The 25,164-nt window shown below is 39.9% G+C and carries 26 protein-coding genes; 19 read left to right on the forward strand and 7 right to left on the reverse strand.

From position 1 onward, the window contains the following. Positions 1–130 precede the first annotated feature (130 nt). The 3 genes from RHP56_RS05240 to RHP56_RS05250 are packed head-to-tail and all read right to left on the reverse strand — an operon-like array spanning position 131 to position 1,414. Entirely contained in the window at positions 131–661 is a 531-nt protein-coding gene (locus RHP56_RS05240; RefSeq protein WP_258983794.1) for a hypothetical protein, read from the reverse strand. Positions 662–685: 24 nt separating this feature from the next. Beyond that, positions 686–1,042, reverse strand: coding sequence for a hypothetical protein (locus tag RHP56_RS05245; protein ID WP_258983795.1), 357 nt, complete (start codon positions 1,040–1,042; stop codon positions 686–688). A 3-nt stretch (positions 1,043–1,045) separates the two neighbouring features. Then, positions 1,046–1,414 (reverse strand): hypothetical protein, encoded by a 369-nt coding sequence (locus tag RHP56_RS05250; RefSeq protein ID WP_010006596.1) that lies wholly within the window; start codon positions 1,412–1,414, stop codon positions 1,046–1,048. 456 nt (positions 1,415–1,870) lie between these two features. Here RHP56_RS05250 and RHP56_RS05255 point away from each other — a divergent pair, with 456 nt between their 5' ends. The 7 genes from RHP56_RS05255 (at position 1,871) to RHP56_RS05285 (ending at position 12,462) form a co-directional block, all read left to right on the forward strand. Further along, positions 1,871–2,137 carry a hypothetical protein gene (locus RHP56_RS05255; RefSeq protein ID WP_258983796.1) on the forward strand — a complete coding sequence of 89 codons (267 nt, stop codon included), beginning with the start codon at positions 1,871–1,873 and terminating at the stop codon, positions 2,135–2,137. Then, a complete protein-coding gene (locus RHP56_RS05260) occupies positions 2,124–4,391 on the forward strand; it encodes an ArdC-like ssDNA-binding domain-containing protein (protein ID WP_258983797.1) in 2,268 nt (755 codons plus the stop codon). The genes RHP56_RS05255 and RHP56_RS05260 overlap by 14 nt, the downstream gene beginning before the upstream one ends. Positions 4,392–4,403: 12 nt before the next feature. Next, the gene (locus RHP56_RS05265) at positions 4,404–4,886 is read left to right on the forward strand and encodes a hypothetical protein (RefSeq protein WP_258983798.1); all 483 of its coding nucleotides are present in this window, start codon (positions 4,404–4,406) and stop codon (positions 4,884–4,886) included. Beyond that, complete coding sequence (locus tag RHP56_RS05270; RefSeq protein WP_258983799.1) at positions 4,883–6,781, forward strand: AAA family ATPase; 1,899 nt, start codon at positions 4,883–4,885, stop codon at positions 6,779–6,781. The genes RHP56_RS05265 and RHP56_RS05270 overlap by 4 nt, the downstream gene beginning before the upstream one ends. Then, complete coding sequence (locus tag RHP56_RS05275; protein WP_258983800.1) at positions 6,768–9,788, forward strand: type IV secretory system conjugative DNA transfer family protein; 3,021 nt, start codon at positions 6,768–6,770, stop codon at positions 9,786–9,788. The genes RHP56_RS05270 and RHP56_RS05275 overlap by 14 nt, the downstream gene beginning before the upstream one ends. Further along, positions 9,785–11,896 carry a pLS20_p028 family conjugation system transmembrane protein gene (locus RHP56_RS05280; protein WP_258983801.1) on the forward strand — a complete coding sequence of 704 codons (2,112 nt, stop codon included), beginning with the start codon at positions 9,785–9,787 and terminating at the stop codon, positions 11,894–11,896. The genes RHP56_RS05275 and RHP56_RS05280 overlap by 4 nt, the downstream gene beginning before the upstream one ends. 62 nt (positions 11,897–11,958) lie before the next feature. After that, a complete protein-coding gene (locus RHP56_RS05285) occupies positions 11,959–12,462 on the forward strand; it encodes a hypothetical protein (RefSeq protein ID WP_258983802.1) in 504 nt (167 codons plus the stop codon). A 50-nt stretch (positions 12,463–12,512) separates the two neighbouring features. On the opposite strand, the gene RHP56_RS05290 is transcribed toward RHP56_RS05285, so the two are convergent. Continuing rightward, complete coding sequence (locus RHP56_RS05290) at positions 12,513–12,794, reverse strand: hypothetical protein (RefSeq protein ID WP_188356630.1); 282 nt, start codon at positions 12,792–12,794, stop codon at positions 12,513–12,515. Then, the gene (locus RHP56_RS05295) at positions 12,794–13,573 is read right to left on the reverse strand and encodes a ParA family protein (protein ID WP_193324746.1); all 780 of its coding nucleotides are present in this window, start codon (positions 13,571–13,573) and stop codon (positions 12,794–12,796) included. The genes RHP56_RS05290 and RHP56_RS05295 overlap by 1 nt, the downstream gene beginning before the upstream one ends. 371 nt (positions 13,574–13,944) lie before the next feature. Between RHP56_RS05295 and RHP56_RS05300 the strand changes: the two genes are divergently transcribed. The 9 genes from RHP56_RS05300 (at position 13,945) to RHP56_RS05340 (ending at position 20,676) form a co-directional block, all read left to right on the forward strand. Next, entirely contained in the window at positions 13,945–14,274 is a 330-nt protein-coding gene (locus tag RHP56_RS05300) for a hypothetical protein (protein WP_013102170.1), read from the forward strand. Then, on the forward strand, positions 14,274–14,927 hold the full coding sequence (locus RHP56_RS05305; RefSeq protein ID WP_258983803.1) for a hypothetical protein: 654 nt from the start codon (positions 14,274–14,276) through the stop codon (positions 14,925–14,927). Before RHP56_RS05300 ends, RHP56_RS05305 begins: the two co-directional genes overlap by 1 nt. A gap of 2 nt (positions 14,928–14,929) precedes the next feature. Further along, positions 14,930–16,885 (forward strand): type IV secretion system protein VirB4, encoded by a 1,956-nt coding sequence (locus tag RHP56_RS05310; RefSeq protein WP_258983804.1) that lies wholly within the window; start codon positions 14,930–14,932, stop codon positions 16,883–16,885. 1 nt (position 16,886) lies between these two features. After that, on the forward strand, positions 16,887–17,081 hold the full coding sequence (locus RHP56_RS05315; protein WP_258983805.1) for a hypothetical protein: 195 nt from the start codon (positions 16,887–16,889) through the stop codon (positions 17,079–17,081). Positions 17,082–17,084: 3 nt separating this feature from the next. Continuing rightward, positions 17,085–18,335: a phage tail tip lysozyme gene (locus RHP56_RS05320; RefSeq protein ID WP_258983806.1), complete on the forward strand. Its 1,251-nt coding sequence runs from the start codon at positions 17,085–17,087 to the stop codon at positions 18,333–18,335. A 12-nt stretch (positions 18,336–18,347) separates the two neighbouring features. Continuing rightward, positions 18,348–18,773, forward strand: coding sequence for a thioredoxin family protein (locus RHP56_RS05325; RefSeq protein WP_258983807.1), 426 nt, complete (start codon positions 18,348–18,350; stop codon positions 18,771–18,773). Positions 18,774–18,775: 2 nt separating this feature from the next. Continuing rightward, positions 18,776–19,333, forward strand: a complete 558-nt coding sequence (locus RHP56_RS05330; RefSeq protein WP_258983808.1) for a hypothetical protein — start codon at positions 18,776–18,778, stop codon at positions 19,331–19,333. 2 nt (positions 19,334–19,335) lie between these two features. Next, positions 19,336–19,932, forward strand: coding sequence for a hypothetical protein (locus RHP56_RS05335; protein WP_258983809.1), 597 nt, complete (start codon positions 19,336–19,338; stop codon positions 19,930–19,932). 132 nt (positions 19,933–20,064) lie between these two features. Then, positions 20,065–20,676, forward strand: coding sequence for a YczE/YyaS/YitT family protein (locus tag RHP56_RS05340; protein WP_258983810.1), 612 nt, complete (start codon positions 20,065–20,067; stop codon positions 20,674–20,676). Between the two features lie 101 nt (positions 20,677–20,777). Here RHP56_RS05340 and RHP56_RS05345 read toward each other — a convergent pair whose 3' ends face one another. Continuing rightward, positions 20,778–21,293, reverse strand: coding sequence for a nucleoside 2-deoxyribosyltransferase (locus tag RHP56_RS05345; protein WP_021210355.1), 516 nt, complete (start codon positions 21,291–21,293; stop codon positions 20,778–20,780). Positions 21,294–21,379: 86 nt separating this feature from the next. Continuing rightward, positions 21,380–21,898 carry a GNAT family N-acetyltransferase gene (locus RHP56_RS05350; protein ID WP_462794663.1) on the reverse strand — a complete coding sequence of 173 codons (519 nt, stop codon included), beginning with the start codon at positions 21,896–21,898 and terminating at the stop codon, positions 21,380–21,382. Between the two features lie 136 nt (positions 21,899–22,034). Between RHP56_RS05350 and RHP56_RS05355 the strand changes: the two genes are divergently transcribed. The 3 genes from RHP56_RS05355 (at position 22,035) to RHP56_RS05365 (ending at position 25,163) form a co-directional block, all read left to right on the forward strand. After that, the gene (locus tag RHP56_RS05355; RefSeq protein ID WP_061514912.1) at positions 22,035–22,658 is read left to right on the forward strand and encodes a Type 1 glutamine amidotransferase-like domain-containing protein; all 624 of its coding nucleotides are present in this window, start codon (positions 22,035–22,037) and stop codon (positions 22,656–22,658) included. A 162-nt stretch (positions 22,659–22,820) separates the two neighbouring features. Beyond that, positions 22,821–23,210, forward strand: a complete 390-nt coding sequence (locus tag RHP56_RS05360) for a hypothetical protein (RefSeq protein WP_134833504.1) — start codon at positions 22,821–22,823, stop codon at positions 23,208–23,210. 15 nt (positions 23,211–23,225) lie between these two features. Continuing rightward, entirely contained in the window at positions 23,226–25,163 is a 1,938-nt protein-coding gene (locus tag RHP56_RS05365) for a hypothetical protein (protein ID WP_258983813.1), read from the forward strand. Position 25,164: the final 1 nt, after the last annotated feature.

Consider the following 25,164-nt stretch of genomic DNA (forward strand, 5'->3'; position numbering starts at 1 on the left):
GGAAATCCATCACATTTAAACGGTTTGAAAATCGTTTAAATGTGATGGATTTTTTTAACCCCCAATTAACTTGACAGGGGGACTGGGGAAGGGACACTTGAAAAAATGTTTTACAAGTGTCAGACTCTATTTATCCGGCTTTTTTGGTAAAGTATTGATTTAGTGTCTTAAATTTTGTCATGTCACCATAACTTTTCATCGTACTGACCAGCCATTTTCCGGATAGCTTTTGAACGTATAAGTACCCATTATTATCTGACCCACGAAAGGGAACAAAGACATTTTTACCAGCAATTGTTTGATGATAACCAGCAACTTCACCGTTTTCATCTAAGGTTAAATAATTGAAAGTTCTAATTTGTTCAAGTTCATTTGCCAAAAACTGCTCTTTATACTCATTAACACTAAAGCAAAACTTGATAACCCTATCCTCGGTGTAAAGGTCTGGATGCTGGGAATAATCAATGACCTGTGCCTGTTCGGATATACCAATACTGGATAGTGCCATGCCGTTATCAATCAAGCGTTGTACTTTATCGGGATTTGGATAGTATTCATGCAGCATCGCACCGACACCTTCAATATAGCCGTCATTTTGGCAATAGATACCTTGAAAAGTGCCGTCAGCTTGTTCTTTAAAAATTGCAGTTCGTGTGCTCATTGTTTGCTCCTTGTGCGTGTATCTTTAGTTTTGTTGTGATATCCAATCGGGTCTTTCGTCACCATCAATACTGCCCTGAATATGATTCACTAGAATTTCGTTTGTGACCGTGATGTTGTTGTCTGCGACGTAGCCAATTGTTAATCTATCGAATTTCTCATTTAGATGTTGATGGTGTACCCAATTATTGTTGACGGGGTAATAAAGTCCTAGCTCGGATAATTCGTCTTCCAATCCCGACCAGACATTAGCCGTTAAATCATCTTCATCATAGCTTTTAGCCTCATAAACAAGTTCTACGGCTTGGATAGCACCGCTAGGAATGAGTACCATTGCTGGATTTTGTAAGTAGGTCTCCATTCTAATAATTATGATATCCATATTTCACCACCATTCTGTATAGTACAAATTTTCTGAATCACTGTTGTAAGTAAATTCTTTCTGAAGAAAATGCCGTGTGTCTCTCAACACTTCAAAATAATAGCCGTCATAGTCTGTACTACCAAAGAAAAACCCTGATGCCGTAGGTAACAACTCTAGTGCCAAAGCATGGCTTGCCAAAACCTGTTCAATATCACTAGTTAAAGCCTCTAAGTCATCACGAGTGATAGCAATCTTCAATTGGTCATTAGGGTCTAAGTCAAAGCGTCTTACAAACCAATCTCTAATTTGATTGGCTTTACGCCATGAGTGAATAATGACGGCTTTACCTGTTTGCTTGTTCTCTGTTTGTAAATACATATCTAAGCCCATAGTCTTGTCCTCCTGTTGGCCTGTTTTGTGACCAATTTATTCTTATTGCGTTGTGAACGGACAAACTAAAACAAGCCAGGGCGGGTTTGCAAAGCTCGCGTAGCGACACGCAGTGCTTGGCCTTGCAAATTTAGCCCCAAATCTTTGGACTTTAGTCCTTAGATTTGCTTGGCTTGTTAGAGTTTTGGTAGTCACAAAAGCAAGAATAGATGGTGCATAACAGACAGCAGGCAGGAAAGCCATCACATTTAAACGGTTTGAAAATCGTTTGAATGTGATGGTTTTTTTTGAACCCCCAATTAACTTGACGGGTGTGGTAATAACCACGCCTGTCAAGTTAATGATTAGGGGGACTGGGGGAGGTTTGCTTAGTCTCAGGAAAAACCATTTACTTTTATGAGGTTATTTAAAAGGTTGGTATATTGACCCTGTATTAAACAAAAAGGGAGCTACAAAATGGCTAGAAAAACGATTGACCAACAAATTAAAGAAAAACAAACACGTTTGGATGAACTAGATTTACAGGCAAAAGCAATTCAAGACGAAAAGCGCGCGATTAAAAAAGACATTAAACAACTTAATGACGCCCTTGTGGCTGAATTGGGACGGTCACTGTTAGCCAAAATGAACTTGGAAACAGATGACATTGACCAGGCATTTGCTGAATTGAATCACTTACCAATTGACAAACAAGTTGGAGGAGAAGCTCATGGCGATCAGTAAGGAAGAACGTGCGCAACTCAAACTGTTACCAATTCGGGGCTATTGCGATTGGAAAGGTATTCCTTACACAACGGATACTCCCACAGAGTTACGCATGGTTGATCACGATAGTTTGGTGGTTAGAACAAAATTAAACCGTTTTGTCTGGAACTCGACTGGTGTTAAAGGTGATTTGGTTGATTTCATCCACTACTACGAATTAGGCAAATCAGATGGTGACAGTAAAGGTCCTGCTATTAAAAATCAACTGGCCTACGCACGCTTTGTCAAAGGTGAAAATATTGATGTCTCTAAACTGTACGAAGACAACACACCGCGTTACAAGTTTGATTATGACAAGGTCTTCAAAACTCAAGAAACAAACGTAGCCAAAGATTATTTAGTTAATCAACGCAAGCTCAATCCACAGTTCGTTGACAATTTATTGAAAAGTGGCGCAGTGGTACAAGGTAGCCGTTACCGTGAAGGTGATAAGCTGCATCAAAACCCCGTTATCTTTCCCTGGAAGGATGTGAATGGCAAAATTGTAGGCGCTGATCGTCAAGGGACTGAACAAGACTTTGAACATTACAAAAAGCGTGGCACATCCAAAAAAATCTTTGCTGGCAGTGATACCTCAACGGGATATAACCTCTCATTTGGATCAGGCGACAAAACATTAATTTTATTCGAAAGTCCAATTGACTTATTGAGTTATGCGCAACAAAATCATCAAGATATGGTGAAAAGTAACGCCACACTATTGTCTGTATCTGGTACTGATGCCAAACGTGGCTTGCAATATTTGAATGATGCGGTTGCTGCCAAGCAAGCCAAATTTAATAAGATTATTGTGGCTTTTGACAACGATGTCGCAGGGTTTAAAGCCGCTGATTACTTTGATCGTTTTAGTTTTAAAAACCCAATTACTGGTGAACCGATTGAAGCAGAGCGTCATATTCCCTTGCAAGGCAAAGATTGGAACGAGCAACTTAAAGCAGGTGTTACAGGGCGGCGCGTTATGAGTATGACGGATAATGCTAATCGCTTAGATGCCTTAGAAAAACTTGCAGTGCAAGAGACACAAACAGACAAACCAGATTATGTCGATGTCAAAATGAGCACCATTCAACCTGTTAGGCCTACCGCTGAGAAACAAACACCTAAAAAGAGTAAAGAACGCCGTTCCAAAGCTGATCGTCGTAAGGAAAATGCTTTAAAAAATAAGCAGATTATTCAAGAGGCAATGGGAAAGGTGGCTAAGTACCAACAAGATCCCGCTGAACTTAAAAAGCTCCTTGACTTTACCGCGACTGGCTTAAATTATTCGGCTCGTAATTCAATGTTGATTCAACTACAAAATCCAAAAGCCACCTTGTTAAAAGGCTACAAACAATGGTCTGCTGATGGCATCCAAGTTAATAAGGGGGAAAAGGGCATCAAAATATTTGGCGCCCCAACAAACTTGAAAACCATTATTGATAGCAATGGTGAAAAGATACGTTGGTCTGATGCGACACCTGAACAAAAGCAATTAGCCAATAACAATCAATTGGAAGTCCGCAGTGTAAAACATTATCCAGTCGAAACCGTATTTGATGTTCGTCAAACCAATGCCACAGCTGAGCAATTGCCAAGTATGTTACCAAATCGTCCAATTGACTTAGCCACTGATAAAAGTCCAAAACATTTGGATGCGGCCTATAAAACGTTGTTGAAGTTCGCCGACAAGCTTAAAGTGCCCGTCATTGACCAAGGTGTAGACGAACAAATTGCCAAGCGTCCAATGACCTGGCAAGGACAAGCAAAAGGTGCTTTTGTTCAATCAAAAACCAATCAGGATGAAAAATATATCCTGTTGCGCAGTGATCTTTCCCCAACCGATAAAATCCACACCTTAGCACACGAAATAGCGCACGCGCAGCTTCATTCCCTGCAAAGTCAAAATAATTGGCCAACAGCCATTAAAGAAACGCAGGCTGAGTTATCCAGCTATGTGATTACTAAAAACCTAGGCATTGAACCTGGTGAGAAAAGCGTTGATTATATTGCGGGTTGGTCAAAGAATTTAAAGGCACTTGAGGGTCAAAACACTGGCAAAATCATTAGTCAGGCACTTAAAGCCAGCACTGATGTTACTCAGTATCTATCGGATAACTTGAGCAACGGCGAAGTCCGTCAACCAAAAACAACAAAATTGCTTAAGCCTGATAAGTTAGCGGTTGTCGAACAAAACTATCAGGCCATTAATCAAACAACTACACGACACATGTAAAAGGAGCAAAACATGTCACAAGAAAACATTCAAGAACTTACAGGCTTTATCACAGGCATTACAAAGTCTGCTGAAGTTAATATTTTATCCTTCCAGGAAAAAGGGCAACCATGTGCCATTGCTTTGACAATTGAAACCAGGCGCTACCACGAATCATTTCCAGCAGGCGATCCAATTTTAGGTATTGAAATGGTGGCTGTATTACAACAAGTTGGCAAGAAATTACAAGTGGTCTCAATTTATGATCCCGAAGGTGATTTTATTGCCGCTGATGAAGTGCCAGAACTGGGTCAATTGAATCATCAATTAGATGATGTCAAAAGCACTGATGTCTACACAAGTTTAATCGCTGACCGACAAAAAGCAGTTGATCACATTGATGCGAGTACAAGCGAATTAGAGGAATTAGCCAGAGAACACGATGCTGCAAATCAAGTCCCTGAAAGCGATACGAATTATGGTGATCCTGTCACCGACCAGGGAGGAAATGAATGACTGAATTAAAACACAATAATTCCACACCTTACCTTGATCGCTATACAACAGACATTAGTGCCAAAGTGATGTCTGAAACAGACAAATATCATGCCTACGAACGTGAAAGTATAACGCGTCGTATCATGGTCTCTTTGATGAAACAAATTCAAAATGCGCCTTTGTTAGTTGGGTTACCTGGAGTTGGTAAAACGGCTATTGTAGAAGATCTAGCCAGGCAATTAATTGATACAAAGGTTGCTAGTTTACAGGGAAAACATCTGATTCAAATAAGTTTGGCCAACTTGATGAAAAGCAGCGATGGTGAGTCATTTGCTCATAAATTTCAAGCCATCATTGATGAATTGATTGTCAATAAAGACACTGTAATTGCTTTTATTGATGAAATTCATCAAATTGTTGGCACTGGTGCTGAAACGTCAGGTAGTTCATTGGATGCGGGTAATATTATCAAACCAGCTTTGAGTCGTGATGATCTCCAAATTATTGGGGCAACGACTACGAAAGAATTTCACGAATATGTGGCGCGTGATGGCGCACTGATGCGGCGATTTGATTTGATTGAAGTGCCAGAACTAAGCTTTGACCAAACGAAACGTGTTTTATCTAAAGTTGCCTTACAACTAAATAACGGTATTGAAGTGCCAGAAACAGTACAAGACAGAATTATGGCACTATCACAACGCTATATCACTGACCGTTACTTTCCTGAAAAGGCAATTATGTTATTGGATGGTGCGTTAAGTGTGGCACGATTAGCCAATAAATCTAGAGTGGAAGACACAGATGTTGCCACAATAATCCATGATGATTATCATGTGCCTGAATATGTCATTAATCAGACGACTGATGAACGATTATTGAACTTGTTACCAAGACTAAAGAGCCAAGTGATTGGTCAGGACACAGCCTTAGAAAAAGTCGCGATGAAACTGACTAATCGCGAGGCAGGATTAGCCGATGCCTCAAAGCCTGAATCATTTCTCTTTATGGGGCCAACTGGTGTTGGTAAGACTGAGACCGCCAAGCAACTAGCGCTAAATCTATTTGGTAACGCTCAAAACTTTATTCGCTTTGATATGTCAGAGTTTAAGTTTGCAGGGACTAGCCTAGAAAGATTTAAAGATCAACTCACAACTAGAGTCAGGCACACGCCTTATGCCGTATTATTGTTGGATGAAATTGAAAAGGCTGATCCAGAAGTTATGGATTTGCTTTTGCAGGTCTTAGATGATGGTCGTTTAAGTGATGAATATGGGCGTGTCATTAACTTTAAAGACTTAATCATTGTCATGACAACCAACTCAGGGGCAACAGCAGTGATGAATCGTGATGCCAAATCAGATTCTGTTAAAGAAGACAAAAAGCGTCAAGCAAACTTTGAAGAACAACTCGAAATTGCCTTGCAAAGTGATGGTTACCGTCCAGAGTTTATCGCTAGAATTGGTGCCATTATTGTCTTTGATGTCTTAAAGATGGCGGATATGGTGCGAATTGTTGAACTAAAATTGTCACGACTCAATCAAAAAGCACAAGAGAGCGGCTTCAACATTGTTTTTGGCACACAAGAGGTGGCGCGTTATATCCCATCGTTTGACCTGGGCTTTGAGTATCTAAATGACAAACAGGAGGTCAGCTCACCAATTGCCAACTACATCGCAGACGTCGGTTATAAACCGTCTCGAGGAGTCAGACCAATTGATGACACGATTGCTACGTATGTGAGTGATCCAGTGTCTAGCGCAATTATCCAAAAGCGACAAGGATTAGGGCAAGACTTTGACACTTTCATCTTTAGAGCCATTGGCAATCCACCGTCTTTGACAAGCCCTTATGGTGAATGGCAAGTTGTGGTTTCCACAGTTAAGGAGGCAACAGACAATGAAGCTATTTAAAAAAGATTACCGCGCTGAAAGACAATTTATGCGCGAGAGTTACATTCGTTGGCGTGGTCGTCCCTGGTTCTTATGGTTGTATGGCATTATAGCAACTATTGGAGTGATATTCATATCGCTTTACGTCACGATTATTGTTGACTTGTTGATAAGAGTAGTTGGCCCATATATTCAAGCCTTCAAGTTCTATATGCAAAGTGGTGTTGCTCAATGGCCTGAATTCAGTGATGTCATGAACATGACAGCCACTGTACTCAATCCACTCAATATTTTCACTATTCTGTCGCGACTAACTTTAGTGACAAGCATTGTACTAATCCTTTGCTTGTTACTCCTACTTAAAAAATATGTCTTCCAACGCATCTATGACTGGTATCAATTGTTTAGAGACCAAACGCGTAATACTAACCGTTTTGCGGAAGTCCGTGAAGTCGATAAGGTTTATAAATTGATTCCTGATCGCAATAAGAATTTTAAGGGTCGCCCAGGACAACCAGTGCTGCACACACAAGGATACACCTTCGAATTCTTTATGATTCATCCGTTCCTGTGGGCGTGGCAATGGCTCAAGCGCCCGCTTGGAATGAATTCTTTACAATTTGGTGGTATCTACAAAAAAATACGTCCCGTTTTACTGGAACGTTTGCCAAAGTTATTTGAAAAGCAACTGAATGTTCACGGCGGTTTTGATGGTTTTTATTGGGTGGATACCAGTAACACACATTCAAAGACCACTGGGATGACGCGTTCTTCAAAAGACCAAATGCGAGGCTATACCTTAATTGACATCATTCGTCGTGCCGAAATCAAATGGAACATTATTGATACTGATGCCAAAAACGAAGATGCCAAAATGAGTTACAAGTCATTACGCACAGCAGGTTATGACGTGAAACTACTCAATATCATGGAGCCAAGTGAGTCTGACTCCTGGAATCCACTTGAAATTGCGATTGATTATGCCTTTGATGGTGATTGGGACAGTGCCAGTACGGAACTACGTAAGGCTGTACAAGTCATTGGTGGTTCAAGTGGTGAAGAAAGCAGCCACAAAGATATTTGGGATAGTGCCGCTGAAAGTACGATTCAAGCAGTCATGCTAACGGTATTAGATATTGCTGTACGTCACCAGGACAAATCAATGGTGACCATCTCAAACGTCTTGCAATTCATCAATGATATGAACAAGTTCACGGACAAGGAAGGTGATGGCTTAACTAAGTACATTACTAATATTGGTAAACTACCGCGAACACCAGCGCGCAATATGATTATTCTAAACGCCGCTGAGTATCTATCCGCCACAGGGGATACAAAATCATCAATTTCTTTCTCAGTTATGAATCGTTTGAATTTGTTTGCCTCAGAGTCAATCACTCGTCTGACAACCTTTAACACTATCAATTTGACCGACTTAGGGTTTCCAAGAATGCTAAAGATTAAGTTCTCTGACCGCTATAAAGGCGTTCATGTTAGCATTCATGTTTATGAATCAGGTAAAAAGCATGCAATAGAAAAGGACAAGCTAACTGTGTCCCAATCAGGCACGCTAACTTATCCGATTCATAACCATTTACCCGTCTCATGGCAAATTGAGTTGTCACTCGATAATGACGGCAATTCAATTGCGATGCGTAAACAGTCGTTTACGTTGACTGGTAAGATTGTACAACGAAAATTACTCAATGGCAAGATTAAGCGTGACTTGTTCTCTAAGCAGCCTGTCATCCAATGCCTGGTCGATCAGATTAAACCACAAGGCACTACTGAGACACCAGGTGTCACCTTGCGTTACTCAGAAAATCCAATGGCAGTCTTCATCATCACGCCACAATCTAACGATGATTTCTCCGCTTTGGCCAGCTTGTTTATCTCACAAGTTTTCTCAGTCAATACGGACATTGCATCAACGATTACCCGGAGGAAAATGGACAGTTGGATACTTTATAAGCTCAATGAGTTTTCTATGTTCCCACGTATTCCAGGCTTCACCAACATTCTAACGCGTGGTTTAACCTACGGGCATTTGGTTGATTTGTATATTCAAACCTTAACACAACCACGATTGCATTATTCTGAAATGGAAACCAACGACATCAATGGTAACACGGGTAACTGGTTCCACATTTTAACTAATGATGAGCAAACAAATGAAGCACTATCTAAGCAACTAGGTGAGGTTGAAGTCCAAACCGAATCAGTCAATTCACAAATTGGCTTAGATCGTCAAGATCGTGGTAACCGTCATGCACAAGTTAGCAAGGTTCGGCTGTTAGATGCCAAAGAAATTAGCGAATTGAGTCCGCGTGAGATGATTACCATCCGTACCATCAAACGTGCGGATAAGAAAGGGCGTTCTGTTCGCCCTTTGCCAATTTTCTCTACGGGTGCTTACCGAATGCCGTTTGCCTATGAATTATTGGGTAAGCAGTATTCACTTGATTACTATACAGCTGATTTGAACATCAAAGCGCAGCATAACGATTTGAAATATGATGACCTCTATCATGACTTTGTGCCTTACTTTGATGAGCTAGATCATCAAGTTCAACTAGAAATTGAGGAAGAAGGCGCAGGTGGCAATCAAATTGATAATCGTCAACTCAATACGTTAGCAGATGATGAAATCAACAACATTTTGGCCAAAGCGCATCAAGGTATCGAAACAGCGACAGTGCAAACACAACAAGAACTCTCTGATGAGGAACGTTACTTGCAGTGGAAACATGACTTTAACCCTGATGAACCATTTATGACCGAAGAACAACTAGACAATGTTGAGCTACGTCAAATTGTAGAGAAATCCATCAAAATGAGGATACCACGCTCAAATAAAACGGAAGAACAAAACAGTGCCGTTGCTTACTTAAATCGTGGCAAATATCTGACACTTTCTGGCAACAATAATAACGGTAAAGTTCTACGATTACTAAACAACGAACCCGCATACATGTGGGAAATATATAAGCAGCTTAACGCTGCAACAACTCAAGGAGAAGTCGAATGACAAATCTATTCTCGGGCATCAATACATTAGCGGAAAGTTTACCAACTTTACCTAATAATGGCCCAATAGCCGATTTTTACAACCAATGGTCGCAATACCTATCACCATTGCCACATATTTTCTTAACGCTGATCATGTTATTCATGCACAGCATTGCATTGATTTTCTACTACATTGCGAATGCAGTCTTTACGGCTTATCAGTCATCTTTCAAACTGTTAGACTTTATGAATATCTTTTTTGAGCCAAATAGCGATGTTTATCAAAATTGGAATTTAGGCAATATTCTTAAAGACTTTCTGTACCTTGGTTTTGTCATATTTGGCATCATGATGATGGTACAGTGGATACAATATACCGCAACTTCTGGTCGCAAGGGCAGGGAATGGCCTAAGGGAATCACCATTACTGTTGGTGTCATTTCTGCTTTACCATTAATAATCGGTTTAATGAGCGGAATTGGTACAGCCACGGTCAATGATACGTCAGGTACTAAAGAAAAAAACATTGTCACACAATTATGGCAAGGAAATTCCACAGACTTACATTATTTAGCAAGAGATAATTTCGACTTGAGCAAATATAAAGATGACGAGCGTGTATTCAAGGATGCAAAATCAAAAATTCAAGGTTCTGACTACCATTCAGTCATGAGTGATGCTGGATATACAGACGGTTTAAGCGACGCTCAAAAATCAGTATTCACCAAGAAAATCGGTGGCAATAGCAACATGGTTGATATTACTGGTGATTCACTTGTCCTGGGTAAAACATTTGCGGATGATTATCCAGTGATGAAAACAAACTGGTTAGGCATTATTGGTGGTGAAATCGTCTTTATTATCGTTGTAGCTGGGGCAATTGTCCGTTTGCTATCGTCTGTTTATAAAATGGCTTTTATGGCAGGTTCAATTGTGTACTTTGGCCTAAGAGATGGCACACAAGGCAAACGTGTTCAACAAGTGCTAGGCATGATTGAAGGACAAATAACAGGTATTGTCATGATGCCAATTTCTTTAATTTTTTTCTTTGCATGGGTCGAATTTGCCTTTAACACCATTAATGGATTAGGTCTAGATATGTGGCCATTCACAATTTTGTCGATTGCCGCCCTGTTAGCAGGTGGTAAAGGGCTCGCAGGTGGCTTTGAAATGATTGAGCAATGGACTGGTGTTCGCTCAGGTCATAATCCTGTTGCTTCAATGATTTTAGCCAATCAAGCTGCACATATGGTAGGAGGCGCCACAAGGGTTGCCAAGAAAAATATCGGCAAAGGCCTCAACGCAATTTCACCAGAACAGAAAAAGAAGAATCGTGAACTAGGTAAGAAGATTGCCAACTCAGGTGGCAATCAAGGCTTAGATAATAGTAAAGCACTGACTGATCATAGCTTAAATGATAATGCTGTCGATGCATCTGCACAAGCCACAGGTAAGGCGGCAAAGGCGGCTGTGGTAGCAGGACGTACAGTCGGAGCAATGAAACATCCAGGTAGTTTATTGAAAAACACTGGTCGTGCGGCTAGTGATAAAGTTAAAGGTGGTGTGAATAAAGCCGTTGGCAATGTTAAAGATTATGCTGGTGGTGTCGCCGACGACTTTGCAGGAGGACAACAAGCCGTTGAGGCCTTTAACAAACGTCATTCACCCGTAACACCAACATCAAACAACGGTGATACACCATCTTCTTCTCAACCACGTAATGTTCATGAAGCACTTTCAAAGGCTGCCACAGATTCACCTAATGCTCATCCAAAGGATACAGCAAATACGCCTCAATCTAACATGAGCCACGCTATGTCTGATGCACACCGTGGCTTACCTACTAGAACTAATTCACCCAAGTCTAGCGCTGCTAATTCAACTAAGCCAATTGTGCGTGGTGGAACAGTTGTTAAACCTAAGGGAGTTGGTGCAACACCAGCAACCATGTCACGTCCAAACACTCCACGTTTGAGCGGTACATTGCCTGGCAGAAAGACAGTGACTCAACCACTGACACCTGTTCAACAAAAAGAAAAGGATCGTGCCTGGGCTGAGAGTGTCATCGCAAAACAAAAAGCGAAAATGCAGAATCAAGAAAAGGTATCAAGTAAAGAAGACAAGTGAAACTTTTAATTTTTAGGCTAATACGGCAAAATTAACAGTAGTTGATTTTAGGGAGTATACTGATGGAGAAAATTAAGCAAAATAAAATTTGGATTACAATTGTGGTGATTGGAATCATTGTTATCGGAATTTTGCTAGCCATGTTGAACCAACAAAAACAAAACAGTCCTGAGGCACAATCATCAAGTTACGTGTCAAGTGCTAAGGCTTCATCCGCCTCAACCTCAGTTCAGGACAAGAACAATGAAAAAGCTTATGCTAAAAAAGCTGCTAAAATGAAAGGCCATGTTTATTCTGACTATTTTACATCTTGGTCTAAACAAGACTTTAAAAACTGGGCCAATGAGTATCTAGCAAAACCTGAATCTGAAAGACACCAAGACGGCGTGAAGGAGGGTTTTGGAACTTCAACTAGTTGGGAAAGCAGCGATACTAATATGACATACCCACTAGATAAAATTGCAAATCAAATTCAAACTGACGGGGTAGCAACGAATTACTACGACACAGTTAAAGAATTTAACAAGGCCAACCCTGGATTCAACCCTGATGATATAAAGAAATAGCTAAAAAGCCGTGATTTAATAAGTAATCACGGCTTTTGTTTTGTTCTAAATTATTTTGCTTGATTTAAGACTTGTTCTAATACTAGATCTACAAAGGCGCTTGATGAGCGGAATCCTTGTTTGGTTGCTAATTTCTCAATGCCTTGTTTTATCTCAGGGCGAATGGTGTAAGTCGTTTGTATTTTACGACTACTATGATTTGAAGAAGGTAACTTAAACCCGTCACCTAACGATACCTCTGATTGTGGTTCGTCTCGACTAAAGGCATCTGCCATTTGTTTTTGAGCGCTGGCTTCATCAAACATACGAGGGTCTTTTTTATCGTAATCCATTATTTCACACTTTCTAATAGCTTTTGATAAGCATCATTAATTTGCTGCAAGGTTTTAGGGTTGCGCTTGGCTTGTTCTAAATCAAACACTGGGGTTTTAAGCATGGTTGAACTATTAAAGACTTCACGCTCATTTAAGACGGCGACAAGGTTCTCAATTTGATCAATAATCTGGCCAAACTCATGACTTGACCGTGTATTGTGCTTCACACGATTGGCAAGATACAAAACATTTGCTTCAATTAGGGACTCTCGTGTACGAATATCAACGGCATCATCACGGAACTCTTTCATCCTTAAATCAAATTGTTGTTTTGATTGAATAAAACCATACTCTGAGGGCTCTAGTGGCACCACAACATAATCAGAAACGGCAATCATATTCTTCGTTAACGTCCCAAACTCTGGATGGGTGTCAATTAGAATATAGTCATAATCTTTGATTTCCTCAAGGTGGTCTTGAAGCCACATCATCATCAGAAAGTTTTTATTATTCTTTGATTGTAATGTACCTTCTAATTCGTCTAAATGAGGGCTAGCAGGTAATAAACCTAATTGTGGGGTAATTTGTCTAATTTGAGCTAAACCGCCTGTAAAGACATCGTATAGCGTATTTTTATTAGTATAGCTTTCATAGGTAGAGGACAAGTTACCTTGATAGTCTGAATCAATTAACAAGACCTTGTAGCCTTGTCGAACCAGAAAACTTGCGAAGTTAAATGTCATCGTTGTTTTACCAACGCCACCTTTTGATGCTGAAAATGTAATTGTTTTACTCATGATGAAGCTCCTTAGTTATTTTATCTGTCAAAACGAAATAACGATGAAACCACCAATCCAGGCATGTAAAACATGTTTACATATATATATTATATCATACGTATAACATGTATATCAATATACTATACTTTAACTATAAGTAAAAGTATGTTTGTGTTATAAGATGAATATATGCACATATATCAATATCGTATATAGATTGGATACACAAAAATATAACAAACAAATCATTGTCTCCTGTTCGTGCAGGGGGCTTTTTCTTTGCCTTAGGAAAAACCATTTACCTTTATGACATGTTTTGAATACCTTGTACACTGACCACAGATTGAACTTCAATCCAGGCAAAAATAACTTGTTAAAGGAGAAATTATATGTATGAACACTTTACCCCTGGACGCAATATTTGGAAGAAAGTGTCTCGGTGGATGTTTTTCACGATGGAACGAATCTTCGTATTAGTCATTGTTTTTGGGATTACTTACCTGATGATTAAATCATTCTATCCCTACAATATTGGCAAGTATGGGCTGATTCTAATTATCAGTAATGCGTTACTAGCTGGCTATTTGATTTTACCGAGTCCAAGTAACCCAATGGGTCTCATGTATCAAGAAATCCTACGTGGCATCTTAAAGTCCAGCAAGCACGCCACAGGTGATCTAACTGCAATTACTGAGAACAAGAAACGAGAGGAAAAATAATGGGAATAAAAGCTAAACAAGCACAAAAGGGAAAGGGTTTAACAGTTGTCAGACAAGCACTTGATAATCGCAAACCAATTCCAATCTACTTTGCTTTACCTTATAAAGACATTTTGAATAAAAAAGGGCATCCAATTTTATTGGCAGATGATACATACGCGGACATGCTCAATTTACCTGGAAAAGATTTGGATTTCCTGAATGCTGAAGGCGATAAGAGTTCCAACGCCATTATCGCTGACTTTCACCAGTTGTTATCAGTTTACGTGGAGGATTTTGATATTTTCGTTAGTCAACTACCCGCTGACACGCGAACCCAGCAAGCTTCGTGGGGACAAGAGTTAGTGAGAGTGGAAAGCCAATTGAATAGTGTTGACCTAGATGATCGTCATTATCAACAATTGTTAATGATGCGCCAAACTATTTTGCAAGAAATTAATATTGAAAAAAATGTGGTCGGTGACATTGAACATCAAGAATATACCGCTGTGCTCTACGGTAAGACCTTAGCTGCCTTAGATAAAAATCGCCGTGACTTTATGGCACACGCAGGCATGGCGTTTACACCTGAGCCAGTCTCAATTAATCGTAAAAAGATGGTCATGTACCAAATTAACAATCCTGGGGAAACCTTAGAACTGGAGGAAAAATAAGCATGCGCACAAGTTTAAATACAGCAAAACGTTCCGCATTGAAAGCACGCGGCTATAATTTAGAACTCATTGAGGAAGTTCAAAACCCTAGTGGCATTGAATTTCATACCACTTACTTTGATGATGGTATGGCAAGTAGTGCCATTATCAATGTCTATGACTATCCCAAGAATGAACAGTTACAAGGCTGGTTCAAAGAGTTAATCAATCACAAGAACACCATTGTAGACATCAAGATTGGGACTGAGAACAAGTTTGAAGTGCAAAAAGCACTTGAGACAGCTACTAACACGTTGCGTAGTAAAGCACGTAGTGAAGTGACCTCACAAGGTGACGGGTTGGAAGCCGAACAAGATGCTGACATTACACTCCAAGACTTGAATGAAGCCCGCAATGGTCGTGAAATTTACAAACGTGTCTACGTTAGGTTATTGGTATCAGATGTTTCTCCAGAGGAACTACGCAGCCGTGTTAAAGAAATCCAACAACAGCTTTCTAACTACCGCATGAAAGTTTATCCTTCTGAGCAATTGACACACTTCCAACAGTTCTTTATGCCAGCAATGTCAATTGAAAATCAAACGATTAAGGACAAAGGGTTCCCAATGAAGGCCTATGCTTTAGCTGGTTCTTATGCCTTTAATCAAACCTTTATTGCACATCCTCGTGGTTCATACATGGGCTTAACCATGCAACGTGGTGAGGTTATGTTTGATCCTAGCTACAATGACCACCGTACGCAGTTAACCGCTTATAACCTAGTTGTGGGTGGTGAACGATCAGGTAAAAGCTCATTTGCTAAAAAGAACTTGGGGCCCCTGGTTTCTCGCGGCGATACGGTTTGGGTATTTGACAAGTCCAATGAATGGCGTGATCTAGTGAATTATTATTACGGTGTCACTTTGACACTTGATGGCAGTCAAAACATCATTAATTTGATGCAAGTGTTTGGCACAGTCTTAGATGCTAACGGCAATGTTGATGTCATTGCAAGTTTCAATCAGCATCGTACAAAGGTGATTACATACTACGCTACACTTAATCCACAAGCCGACAAGAAAGAATTGGAAATGCTAGGGAACTTGATCACCGACTTCTATGTTGAACGGCGTATGTGGTCATTGTCACCAAAAGACAACCCGCAGGATTTACGTGTGATCGGGCTACACAACGAAGATTATCCAATTCTCGAAGATTTTCAAACCTTTCTCGAAACCCGTAACATGCTGACACGCAACATGACACAGCCTGCCGTAGAACGTTTGGATAACATCTTATCGACAATTAGCAGCTTAATTCAAAACCATGGAGACGTGGTGAATGGTGTAACCACCATACCTGATTTGTCAGGCGAACGTCTGATACGCTTTGAAACTAGCGGCCTTTCAAGATTAGAAGATGATCTCTACAACGCGCAATATTTTACCATTTTGTCATTGATGGAAAGCTACATCACGATTAATGGAACTAAGCAACGTGAGCGCATTAAGCGCGGTGAGGTCTCAACTCAAGCCAACAACAATGGTAATCCACCAAAATACTTTTGGTGGATACAGGATGAGGCGGATGATATTTTCAATGCTAAACATTCATTAGGCATTACCTTCGGTGACAACATGATGGCGCAGCACGGTAAAGATTTCTTCGGTATGTTTGCTATCTTCCCAGGACTAAAAAACGTTGTGCCAACAGGCAATGCCTCAGACACTGAGGCTAGTCGTGCCGCATCTTCCTTCTTTGGCCGATTCGCAAAGCAAACGATTGGACGTCTATCAAAAACGGACACCACTCGCTTACGTAGTGTGGTAAGTGAAACTAACATCACTGATGGTCAACTACAAGCGCTACAAGGATTGGATCAAGGTGATTTCTTAATGAATTTGGTGGGTAAGCAAGCTACGTTCATGCACGTTGATCTCAATGACTCAGAAATTAATTTATTTGGTGGAGGACTGTAAGATGAACTTGCCACATCCATTAAAGAAGGCGCGTGATAACCGCGAAAAAATGAAACAAGAGGCACAACAAATCGTTAAAAACTACGACAAAGGTCAAAAGCCTCAACCAGTGGATAACAAAATCATTTGGTATGTCATTGGTGGTTTTGTTTTTGTTTTTATTCTCAAAGGCCTCAGCCTTTTAATCGGAGGTTAGACCATGTTAGAACGTTGGATGCAAGATAAAAAGCGCCGTTTGTATGTCATCATCGGCATCATGACCACAGCTATTCTTTCAATATCAGTTATTGCCTTAATGTGTGTCATGGTCTTTTCAACACAGAATGCCAATTGTTGGAATGATGATACAACAATTGATGATGGTGGCACTTCAATCGGTGGCGATTGGAAAGATCCCAACTCAGCAACGCACAAAGCCATACAACATGCAATTGACCGTTTTTATAAAGAAATTAAAATGTCAGGCGATAATATCGCTGCTGCGATTGCAATTGGTCTTAGAGAAAGTGGCTTTAATCCGAAAGCCGTCAATCCTGCTGGCTCTGTAAAAGGGATCTGGCAGTGGGGAGCTGGTGGTATTAACGGAAATCGCTATGGTGACACAGCTGATACAGTGCAAGCACAAGTTCAACTGGCAATCAATGAATTGCATAGTAATCATAAAGCAACTCTAATCGGCTTAGCGGCCGCTAACAACATTAACAGTTCAATGGTGGCTTGGGATACAAAGTTTGAAGGAGTCGGAGAAAACGATCCACAGCGAAAGGTCGCCGACACCGCAAAAACTGCCGAAGAAGTCAAAAAGGTTTTCAAACTTGATTATGCAGGTGATATTGATGTCTTTGATGGCGGCAACAACGACTCAGGTTCTAGTGATACCTCAAGCGATGCCAATTCAAGTGCTATGTCCGATGCCTCATGTGACACAGGGTTGGATACCAACACAGATGGCTTACCAGTTAAAGGTAAGTACAACATAACAGGTGGCTATCCAAACTATGCAGGCCTGACAGGCGCAGAACATTATGGTGTCGATTTTCAAACCGTCAACCACACTATGACTGGTGGTGAAAGTAACGTGTACGCTGTTCATGATGGTATGGTAGTAGCCAAAAGCTTTGATAGCGTTGGGGGTAATTGGATAGTTATTAAAGGCACTGACGGTGTGTTTACCTATTATGGCCACGCACCAACTCAGTCAGCCATTGTTGTCAATACAGGTGATAAGGTTTCTGCTGGTCAACACATTAGTCATGAAGGACAAACTGGTGAAGCAACAGGTATTCACGTTCACTTCGCCGTGCAAACAAAAGATCAATACAATTGGGCGCCCGAAAGTAAGGGACTAAAATCCCCTGGGCTTTATCTCAAGTTACCCGCAAAAGCAGGCACTAATGTTGTTATCCCTAGTGGGCCGTTTGATTCTAGTACGGGTAAAAAGGATAAATAGGAGTATTCAAATATGAATAAAATAAAGAAATGGAAGATTGCAGTGTTCTCTTTAGCCGTCATTGCGATATTGACTGCAATTGGGGGGACTTATTATTACAACACGGAAGTGAATGGTTATCCAGATACCAAGAACTTCGCTGACAAGATTGACCAGTTAGATGCCAGTAGCAAGCAAAAAACAGTCTTAATCTTCCATAAGCCTGGTTGCCCTGACTGTAAGAAAGCGCGTAGCACGATTAAAAAGACGATCAAGACACATCAAAAGACAATTGATTATGTTGTCATCAACGTCAAGAAGTCTGATGCACAAGCATATCTTGCTAAGTACGGCGTGACACAAGTACCCACAGTTATTGCTTTAAAAGGTAATCAAGTGATTGACAGTACCAGTTCAAACAACAACGAAACAATTGCCAAAGTGGTCGCGGGAGATTAACCATGACAAAATTCAATTTAAAATGGGTCTACGCGTTTGTGTTAACGCTTGCTTGCCTGTTTTTAGTCCAGCAAGGACTTAGCTATCAACGCACGGTCAAGAGTGTGACTATCGTGCATCAAGAAATCAAGGCAACAAAAGCTAAGTCAAGTCAGTATAGTGTTCAAGCTAAACAACTTGATAAGGTTAAAACCGCTGATATTCGAGATACGCAAAACATTCAAAAAATTGGCAATACTTTTCTCAATGAAATGTTTGCCATCTTACCAAAGTTAAATAAGTCAGATGCTAAAAGCAGTGTAGCAACCGATGACGTTGTGCCAGCTTTTCTAGGGGCAACGTTTGGTGGTGATGTGGATGAAGGTGTGCCAACTTTTCATTTAGAAAGCAATGATATTGTCTATTCCAAAGCAGCCGATGGCTCAGGTCTAGGATTTGGGACGGTTAACTACAATTTAGGCAAAGAGGAAACCAACACAACACTATTGATGCACATTGAGAATGGCAAAATTACAGAACTCCAAACGGGTGCTGTAAAAGATACCTCAGGAAGGAAATAACCATGACAAAAATAAATAAAAAAATAGCCTTATTGTGGGCTATTCCAGTGTTGATGGTGGCTGCTGGACTGGGCCTTTGGTTAGCTACTCAAGCCGCTGTTAAAACGCATCAAAGTGCCTCAAATGAACTAGCCGTGCAACAAAGCAAACTCATCAACAAGAAATCAAAGGTCGGTACAGTACTAGATTCAAAGCAACCTAATGTGTCGGCTGCCTCAAACTTGCTTGATAAACTGTTTACCCTAGATTGGACAATTGCCTCTCAAAAGGAATTTGATGCCAAAGCCAAACAGATGACGCCTTATGTAACTCAAGATGTCGTCAAAAATAGTTTAGATTTTAAGGCTGATCCCGATAAAATGATTACACAGACAGGTGTGGTAATGACTTATGATCACATGGATTTCTTACCTACCTCAGCAAGTGCCAAAGCAGTGAAGGGGAAGGTGATTGTCTTTGTTAAAAGCCACCTCAAGAACTCGGCAGACGCCACCACACGTTTTGTCTATAATGTGACCTACAATCCTAAAACAAATCTTGTGACACAATTAGATCGGATTGGGACTTATCAATTACAAAGTGATAGTAGCGTGCTATAAACTAGATAAAAATTGAAAAGATCAATTAAAAATTAATCTGCGTAGAAAGATACTTATGGCATAGATATAAATTGACAATGATGTATTAAACGTTTAGACTTCTCTTATAATTAGTAAGAAAAAGGAGAGGAAATGTTTAAGAATGACTCACTTTCAATTTTCATTCGCCTTTGTTTATCTGTTGTTGGTACAAGTATAATAGCACTGGGTATCGTATTTTTTCGCTTATCGAGTCTGGGAATAGACCCCGCGACAGCCGCTGATGTCGGTATATCAAATACTTTTAATTGGTACTTAGGAAACTATCAACTAATCTTTAACGTGATTTTATTTCTGACTATTTGCATTTTTGATCGCAGTCAATTTGGCATTGGTACTTTAATTAATATGTCATTACCAGGATACATTGTTGGCTATCTTACGCCAATATTGAGTAGGATAATTTTTCACACATTTAGTAAGAGTTCTATCCTAGAAATTATTATTTTGTTTGTTTTTGGTATGGTTCTTTTTTCTTTAGGCATTAGTCTATACACAAGCGCCAATTTAGGGGTTTCACCTTACGATGCTGTCGCCCTGTCATTTGAAAAAAAGGGTTGGATTAGTTATCGATTAACTAGGTCTATGCAAGACTTGCTTTTCTTTACATTAGCACTTGTATTTGGTGGACCATTGGGAATTGGAACATTTATTATAGCATTCACGACAGGATACTTCGTACAAAGTTGGCGTTTCTTTTTTTAAAATATTTTGATCAAATATGACTAGTTCCAATCCAAAAACATAATTCACCGTGAAATGATATGAAAAAAACCTTAACCAGAAATTTCGATTGGTTAAGGTTTTTAGATTGTTTTTCCAACATAGAAACGTTTGTTAATTTCATAAAAATCAAATGTTGCTAGAGTATTGTTTTCGAGATGATGAATTGCTCCTTGAGCCGGCATCAGATTAATGGGATACTCAAACGTATCACCAACTGTTAATACAACCACAGGTTTATGAGTGGCGTAAGCATATCCCATTTCCCAAATTGTACCAGTATCTTGATCTTTTGCGTCAAGTAAAGCAACAACAATGTCGGCATTATCGATTGCATTAACATCGTCATCAAAAGTGGCAGTAGCCCATTCCTGATCAGGATTGAATTCACCATCTACAATCGGATTTGAGCCTTGGTACTGGTGAAGTAAAGGCACATGAACATGAGCTACGGTCGTATTTTTGAGTAAGGAACTGAAAGAATCTTTCAGAATTTTTTCTTGAAGTGGGTTAAACCAACCTCCGGCTAAATAGATTGTTTTACCTTCATGGTGCTCAGCCGTTTCGGCTATAGCATGTAATTCATTAATCAGTGTCATAAGATGGTTTTCCTTTTCTTTTTTGACTCAAATAAATGATAGCATATATTAAAACAATTCTGATAGTGGTTATCCGCGACATAACATTATTTTGCGGTAAATGAATGAGAATCAAGTAACAATAAACTTTTGTTATAATATTTTTTGCCATCAAACAGAGAATTCGGCTCTTCACCATAGCTTCTGAACCCCAATTTACAATACAAATGCCGTGCACTATTGTTATCCGTCAAACATGTCAATTTTATTACCTTTAAATTCGGCACAGTGAATGCTTTACGAATTAAACAAGTCAGCAGATTGTAGGTTAATCCTTGATTGCGGTATTCTTTTAAACATATTACCGAAGTGATTTCACCTTTGTGAGCTTCTTTCATATTGGTCTGACTATTAAAAACGGCAACATTTATTAGTTTTGTGCCATCATAGAAGCCCATAACAAAATGTTTAGATGAAAATTTGACTTTATTTTTAAAGTAATCATCAGACTTAATAGCTTCTTCTTCGTAAGTAGATCCAAAATAAAGTGGATCACTTCGTAAAGCTTTGAGTCGAATTTCTTTGTACAATAAATAATCTTTTTCACTTAATACTAAGCACTTCATTTTTTGGCCTCCAGTTTTTTAAAAAAGATGCTAATGTGCATTTACAAAAATAAAATAAATTATATTTTTTTACAGTGTTATAATTGAAAAAATATTTTAAAAAAATTATACAACAAAAAGAGAAGGATTTTTTTAAATGAATAAGTTACTACTTACTGCTTATGGATTTTCAACACCAAAAATTCTAAATGTTGCTCAAAAAATGATTCAAGAGAATAAAATAACAAAGGCTTGTATTATTTCCACATCTTGGCCAAAGGAAAAAGAAAAGCACCCTCAGATGCAAAAAATAAAAAAAGATCTCCTCAGCATGAATATACAGCAAGTAGATTTCTTAGATGTGGAATTTGAAGATGCTAACAAACTCTTTGATTACGACCTAATTTTTCTGAATGGGGGCTATCCATTTTACCTTTTGCACTACATCAAAAAAAGTTGTGCTGATCAGATTTTGAAGAGAATAAACCAAAATGGAGGACTTATATTCGGTTTAAGTGCCGGTTCAATTATTTTAGGCCCTTCCATAGCTCTGATGCAGTACCTTTATCCAGAAGATAATCAGTTTAATGACTCGAATTTAGATGGCCTCAATTTAACAGATATTCATGTGTATCCACACTTTAAAGAAATGCTAACCCGCGATCCTACAATAAAAGATAAAATTAATAAATATGAAAATGAAACCGGAATTAACATTACAAGACTTAATAACGACCAAGCCTTAGCAGTTAATAACGACACTCAAACTTTTTTGGATTGAGTGTCGTTGAATTATTTTTTGTAAATTAACTAAAGCTCATCCTGTTGTATGGGCTTTTTTGTTTGCCTCAGGAAAAACCATTTACCTTTATGACAATTTTTTGATTCTTGTTATTCTGTGCGTGTGTTGATAACACAACAAAGAAAAAGGAGGACTTTTTGAATGAAAAAGTCAAATGCACATAACAAGTTTCTATGGGAGCGTCGTCCGGTTTCACGCGTACAACAAACATTAGCGGGATTGGTTGCTTCATTACCAATGTGGCTGCCGACTATTGCCTCAGCGGACATTGGTGATGCTGCCAAAACAAGTGGTTCAAAAGTCATCACAATTCTTTATATTGTGTTGATCGTTGTTGGCGCTATTTGCTTATTGATTGGTTTCATCATGCGTGCAACTGGTAATGAACAGATGGCGCAAAAGAGTAACAGCAAGCTAATGCACGCCATGTTCGGTATTGGTGGTGGCGCCTTAACTGGACTATTGCTGACATGGATTTGGCAAACAGCCACAACTGCTGGTGGCGGAAACGTCATCAACTGGCCATTCTAAACGGGGGAATAAGATATGTTTGGGAAGAAAAAACAAACTAGTATCGGTGATCCATTTTTTGCCCGCGTTGAACAAACTGAAATTGATATCAATGATGAGGTGATTCAAGACCTGGCTGAAAAAAGCGGGGTAAGTGAAAGCTGGCCAAATGTATCACTGTCAGGGCTACAACAATTCGCTGCTGGTTTAGTCAATGATGTGGTGCGCGCAGGTGATCATGACGTTCGTTTAGGTAACGTCGTCTACTTTATCACTAACGAAAAAGGTCGTGCTGAGCCAACAGGATTAAGTTGGGAAAGAGCGACACTCACAGCAGGGTTTGAAAACATTGTTGTTAGTACCGCTGATCATATTTTCAACGACACAGAAATTCGTCAAGATGAAGATATGACTTATGACATTATTGTTGAAGCCCTACAACCTCTGATGGATGCCGTGCTTGCAGATGGTAGTCTGTCATCAGATGATTTGCCAGATTTACCTTCTGAGGAACAGTTTAGACAAGCGCGTGAAACTGGTGAAGTCCTAACAGTTGAGCCTAATAAGTTCCAACGCACAACGATTGAAATCAAGCCACCAGTGGTTCAAGCTGTTGACAATGAAACTAGTGACCAATCACAGGAAAAGGTCGTAAAGACTGTACCTGATATTTCTAAGCTAGTAGAACAGCCAAAGCAACCTTCAACTGCTGAAACAGTGAAGCCAATTGTTCAAGCTGTTGTTCCGACTCAAGACAACGCAGAGGGTGTCATGACCGAAAATGATCCCACACAGAAGTTAATTGATCGTGTCAACTTGGCACCAAGTGCTTTTGAAATGAGTGATGTCAAAGCTGATTTACCTGCGGAACACCCCGATTACGTGGTTAGTCGTTTGAACGCAGACAAAGCCAAAGCAAATGACTTTTTGAATGATACCAGCAACATTTACACGCAAAAGATACGCAAAGCGATGTCCGACTTGTTGAAGCAACAACAAGCAAAGACGAAGGCAGCAGTTGAACAGTTACGTGATACTAATGTTTCTGAGACGGTTGATGCACAAATGAAAGAAGAACGGGCAACTGAGTTTGAAACCCGTTATGCGCAAGCACATCAAGCTCGTGAAGCAGGTTATCGCACGGCTGTGGAAGATGAGAATGCGCGTCATGATAATACATTCAAAACGCTCAAGAGTGACTTTGTAAGCGACTTAGAGGCTTTGAAAGTATCTGTTAACCAAGAGCTGGATAACTGGTTTATAGAACGTTCTAAAGACTTGCAAAGTAATCTTCAAGCCACAGTAGACGACCAGGTCTCAGAGGTGACGTCACAAGCGCAAACAGAGACGCTAACCAGTCTTAAAGCTTTGCGTGATGACTTATTAGCTCAGAACACACAATCCTTGCTAGACATGCATCAAAAGCTGGAAGAGGTTTCCCAACTTCGTCAACAACTGCAAATGCTTCAAAATGCCCCCAAGACAACATCACATGATGAAACTAACCAACAATTGATGACTTTGTTAGCAGCGCAAATAAAGCAGCCTCAAGTTGAACAAAAGAAAACAAGTGCTTGGCAATCATCGGCGATTGGTTTCTTGGCTGTTCTGGCTATTGGTGGTGCGGGCTTTGGTGGTTATGCGATGGCACAACACAAAACCGATGCCACTGCACAATCATCAAAAGCAGTCTCTGCGAGTGGTCACAACGAAGGCAACGCAACCGTAACCTTAGCACCCGAATCATCTGAAGCTGGTTCTTCTTCAAAGGTAAGTGCTTCAAGTAGTCAATCAAGCTCATCAAGCTCACAAGCTAACACTTCTTCTACTTTAGCTGATCGCTATCATGTCGGTGAAGACGTAGATGCCACAATCAATGGTCAAACAGTCACCGCTAAAGTCGTTTCGGTACAAGACAAAACCATCACAGTGCATCATGATGGCTACGATTATGTTGTCCCGTTTGACAATTAGG

The organism is Leuconostoc sp. C5, from assembly GCF_056530425.1.

Bases quoted from the DNA above. Each gene is read 5' to 3' on its own strand.
- RHP56_RS05365 (WP_258983813.1), top strand. From the start codon at position 23,226: ATGTTTGGGAAGAAAAAACAAACTAGTATCGGTGATCCATTTTTTGCC.
- RHP56_RS05300 (WP_013102170.1), top strand. From the start codon at position 13,945: ATGTATGAACACTTTACCCCTGGACGCAATATTTGGAAGAAAGTGTCT.
- RHP56_RS05330 (WP_258983808.1), top strand. From the start codon at position 18,776: ATGACAAAATTCAATTTAAAATGGGTCTACGCGTTTGTGTTAACGCTT.
- RHP56_RS05250 (WP_010006596.1), bottom strand. From the start codon at position 1,414: ATGGGCTTAGATATGTATTTACAAACAGAGAACAAGCAAACAGGTAAA.
- RHP56_RS05345 (WP_021210355.1), bottom strand. From the start codon at position 21,293: ATGACACTGATTAATGAATTACATGCTATAGCCGAAACGGCTGAGCAC.
- RHP56_RS05240 (WP_258983794.1), bottom strand. From the start codon at position 661: ATGAGCACACGAACTGCAATTTTTAAAGAACAAGCTGACGGCACTTTT.
- RHP56_RS05275 (WP_258983800.1), top strand. From the start codon at position 6,768: ATGAAGCTATTTAAAAAAGATTACCGCGCTGAAAGACAATTTATGCGC.
- RHP56_RS05260 (WP_258983797.1), top strand. From the start codon at position 2,124: ATGGCGATCAGTAAGGAAGAACGTGCGCAACTCAAACTGTTACCAATT.
- RHP56_RS05295 (WP_193324746.1), bottom strand. From the start codon at position 13,573: ATGAGTAAAACAATTACATTTTCAGCATCAAAAGGTGGCGTTGGTAAA.
- RHP56_RS05255 (WP_258983796.1), top strand. From the start codon at position 1,871: ATGGCTAGAAAAACGATTGACCAACAAATTAAAGAAAAACAAACACGT.
- RHP56_RS05355 (WP_061514912.1), top strand. From the start codon at position 22,035: ATGAATAAGTTACTACTTACTGCTTATGGATTTTCAACACCAAAAATT.
- RHP56_RS05265 (WP_258983798.1), top strand. From the start codon at position 4,404: ATGTCACAAGAAAACATTCAAGAACTTACAGGCTTTATCACAGGCATT.
- RHP56_RS05245 (WP_258983795.1), bottom strand. From the start codon at position 1,042: ATGGATATCATAATTATTAGAATGGAGACCTACTTACAAAATCCAGCA.
- RHP56_RS05340 (WP_258983810.1), top strand. From the start codon at position 20,065: ATGTTTAAGAATGACTCACTTTCAATTTTCATTCGCCTTTGTTTATCT.
- RHP56_RS05270 (WP_258983799.1), top strand. From the start codon at position 4,883: ATGACTGAATTAAAACACAATAATTCCACACCTTACCTTGATCGCTAT.
- RHP56_RS05310 (WP_258983804.1), top strand. From the start codon at position 14,930: ATGCGCACAAGTTTAAATACAGCAAAACGTTCCGCATTGAAAGCACGC.
- RHP56_RS05335 (WP_258983809.1), top strand. From the start codon at position 19,336: ATGACAAAAATAAATAAAAAAATAGCCTTATTGTGGGCTATTCCAGTG.
- RHP56_RS05325 (WP_258983807.1), top strand. From the start codon at position 18,348: ATGAATAAAATAAAGAAATGGAAGATTGCAGTGTTCTCTTTAGCCGTC.
- RHP56_RS05360 (WP_134833504.1), top strand. From the start codon at position 22,821: ATGAAAAAGTCAAATGCACATAACAAGTTTCTATGGGAGCGTCGTCCG.
- RHP56_RS05285 (WP_258983802.1), top strand. From the start codon at position 11,959: ATGGAGAAAATTAAGCAAAATAAAATTTGGATTACAATTGTGGTGATT.
- RHP56_RS05315 (WP_258983805.1), top strand. From the start codon at position 16,887: ATGAACTTGCCACATCCATTAAAGAAGGCGCGTGATAACCGCGAAAAA.
- RHP56_RS05290 (WP_188356630.1), bottom strand. From the start codon at position 12,794: ATGGATTACGATAAAAAAGACCCTCGTATGTTTGATGAAGCCAGCGCT.
- RHP56_RS05280 (WP_258983801.1), top strand. From the start codon at position 9,785: ATGACAAATCTATTCTCGGGCATCAATACATTAGCGGAAAGTTTACCA.
- RHP56_RS05305 (WP_258983803.1), top strand. From the start codon at position 14,274: ATGGGAATAAAAGCTAAACAAGCACAAAAGGGAAAGGGTTTAACAGTT.
- RHP56_RS05350 (WP_462794663.1), bottom strand. From the start codon at position 21,898: ATGAAGTGCTTAGTATTAAGTGAAAAAGATTATTTATTGTACAAAGAA.
- RHP56_RS05320 (WP_258983806.1), top strand. From the start codon at position 17,085: ATGTTAGAACGTTGGATGCAAGATAAAAAGCGCCGTTTGTATGTCATC.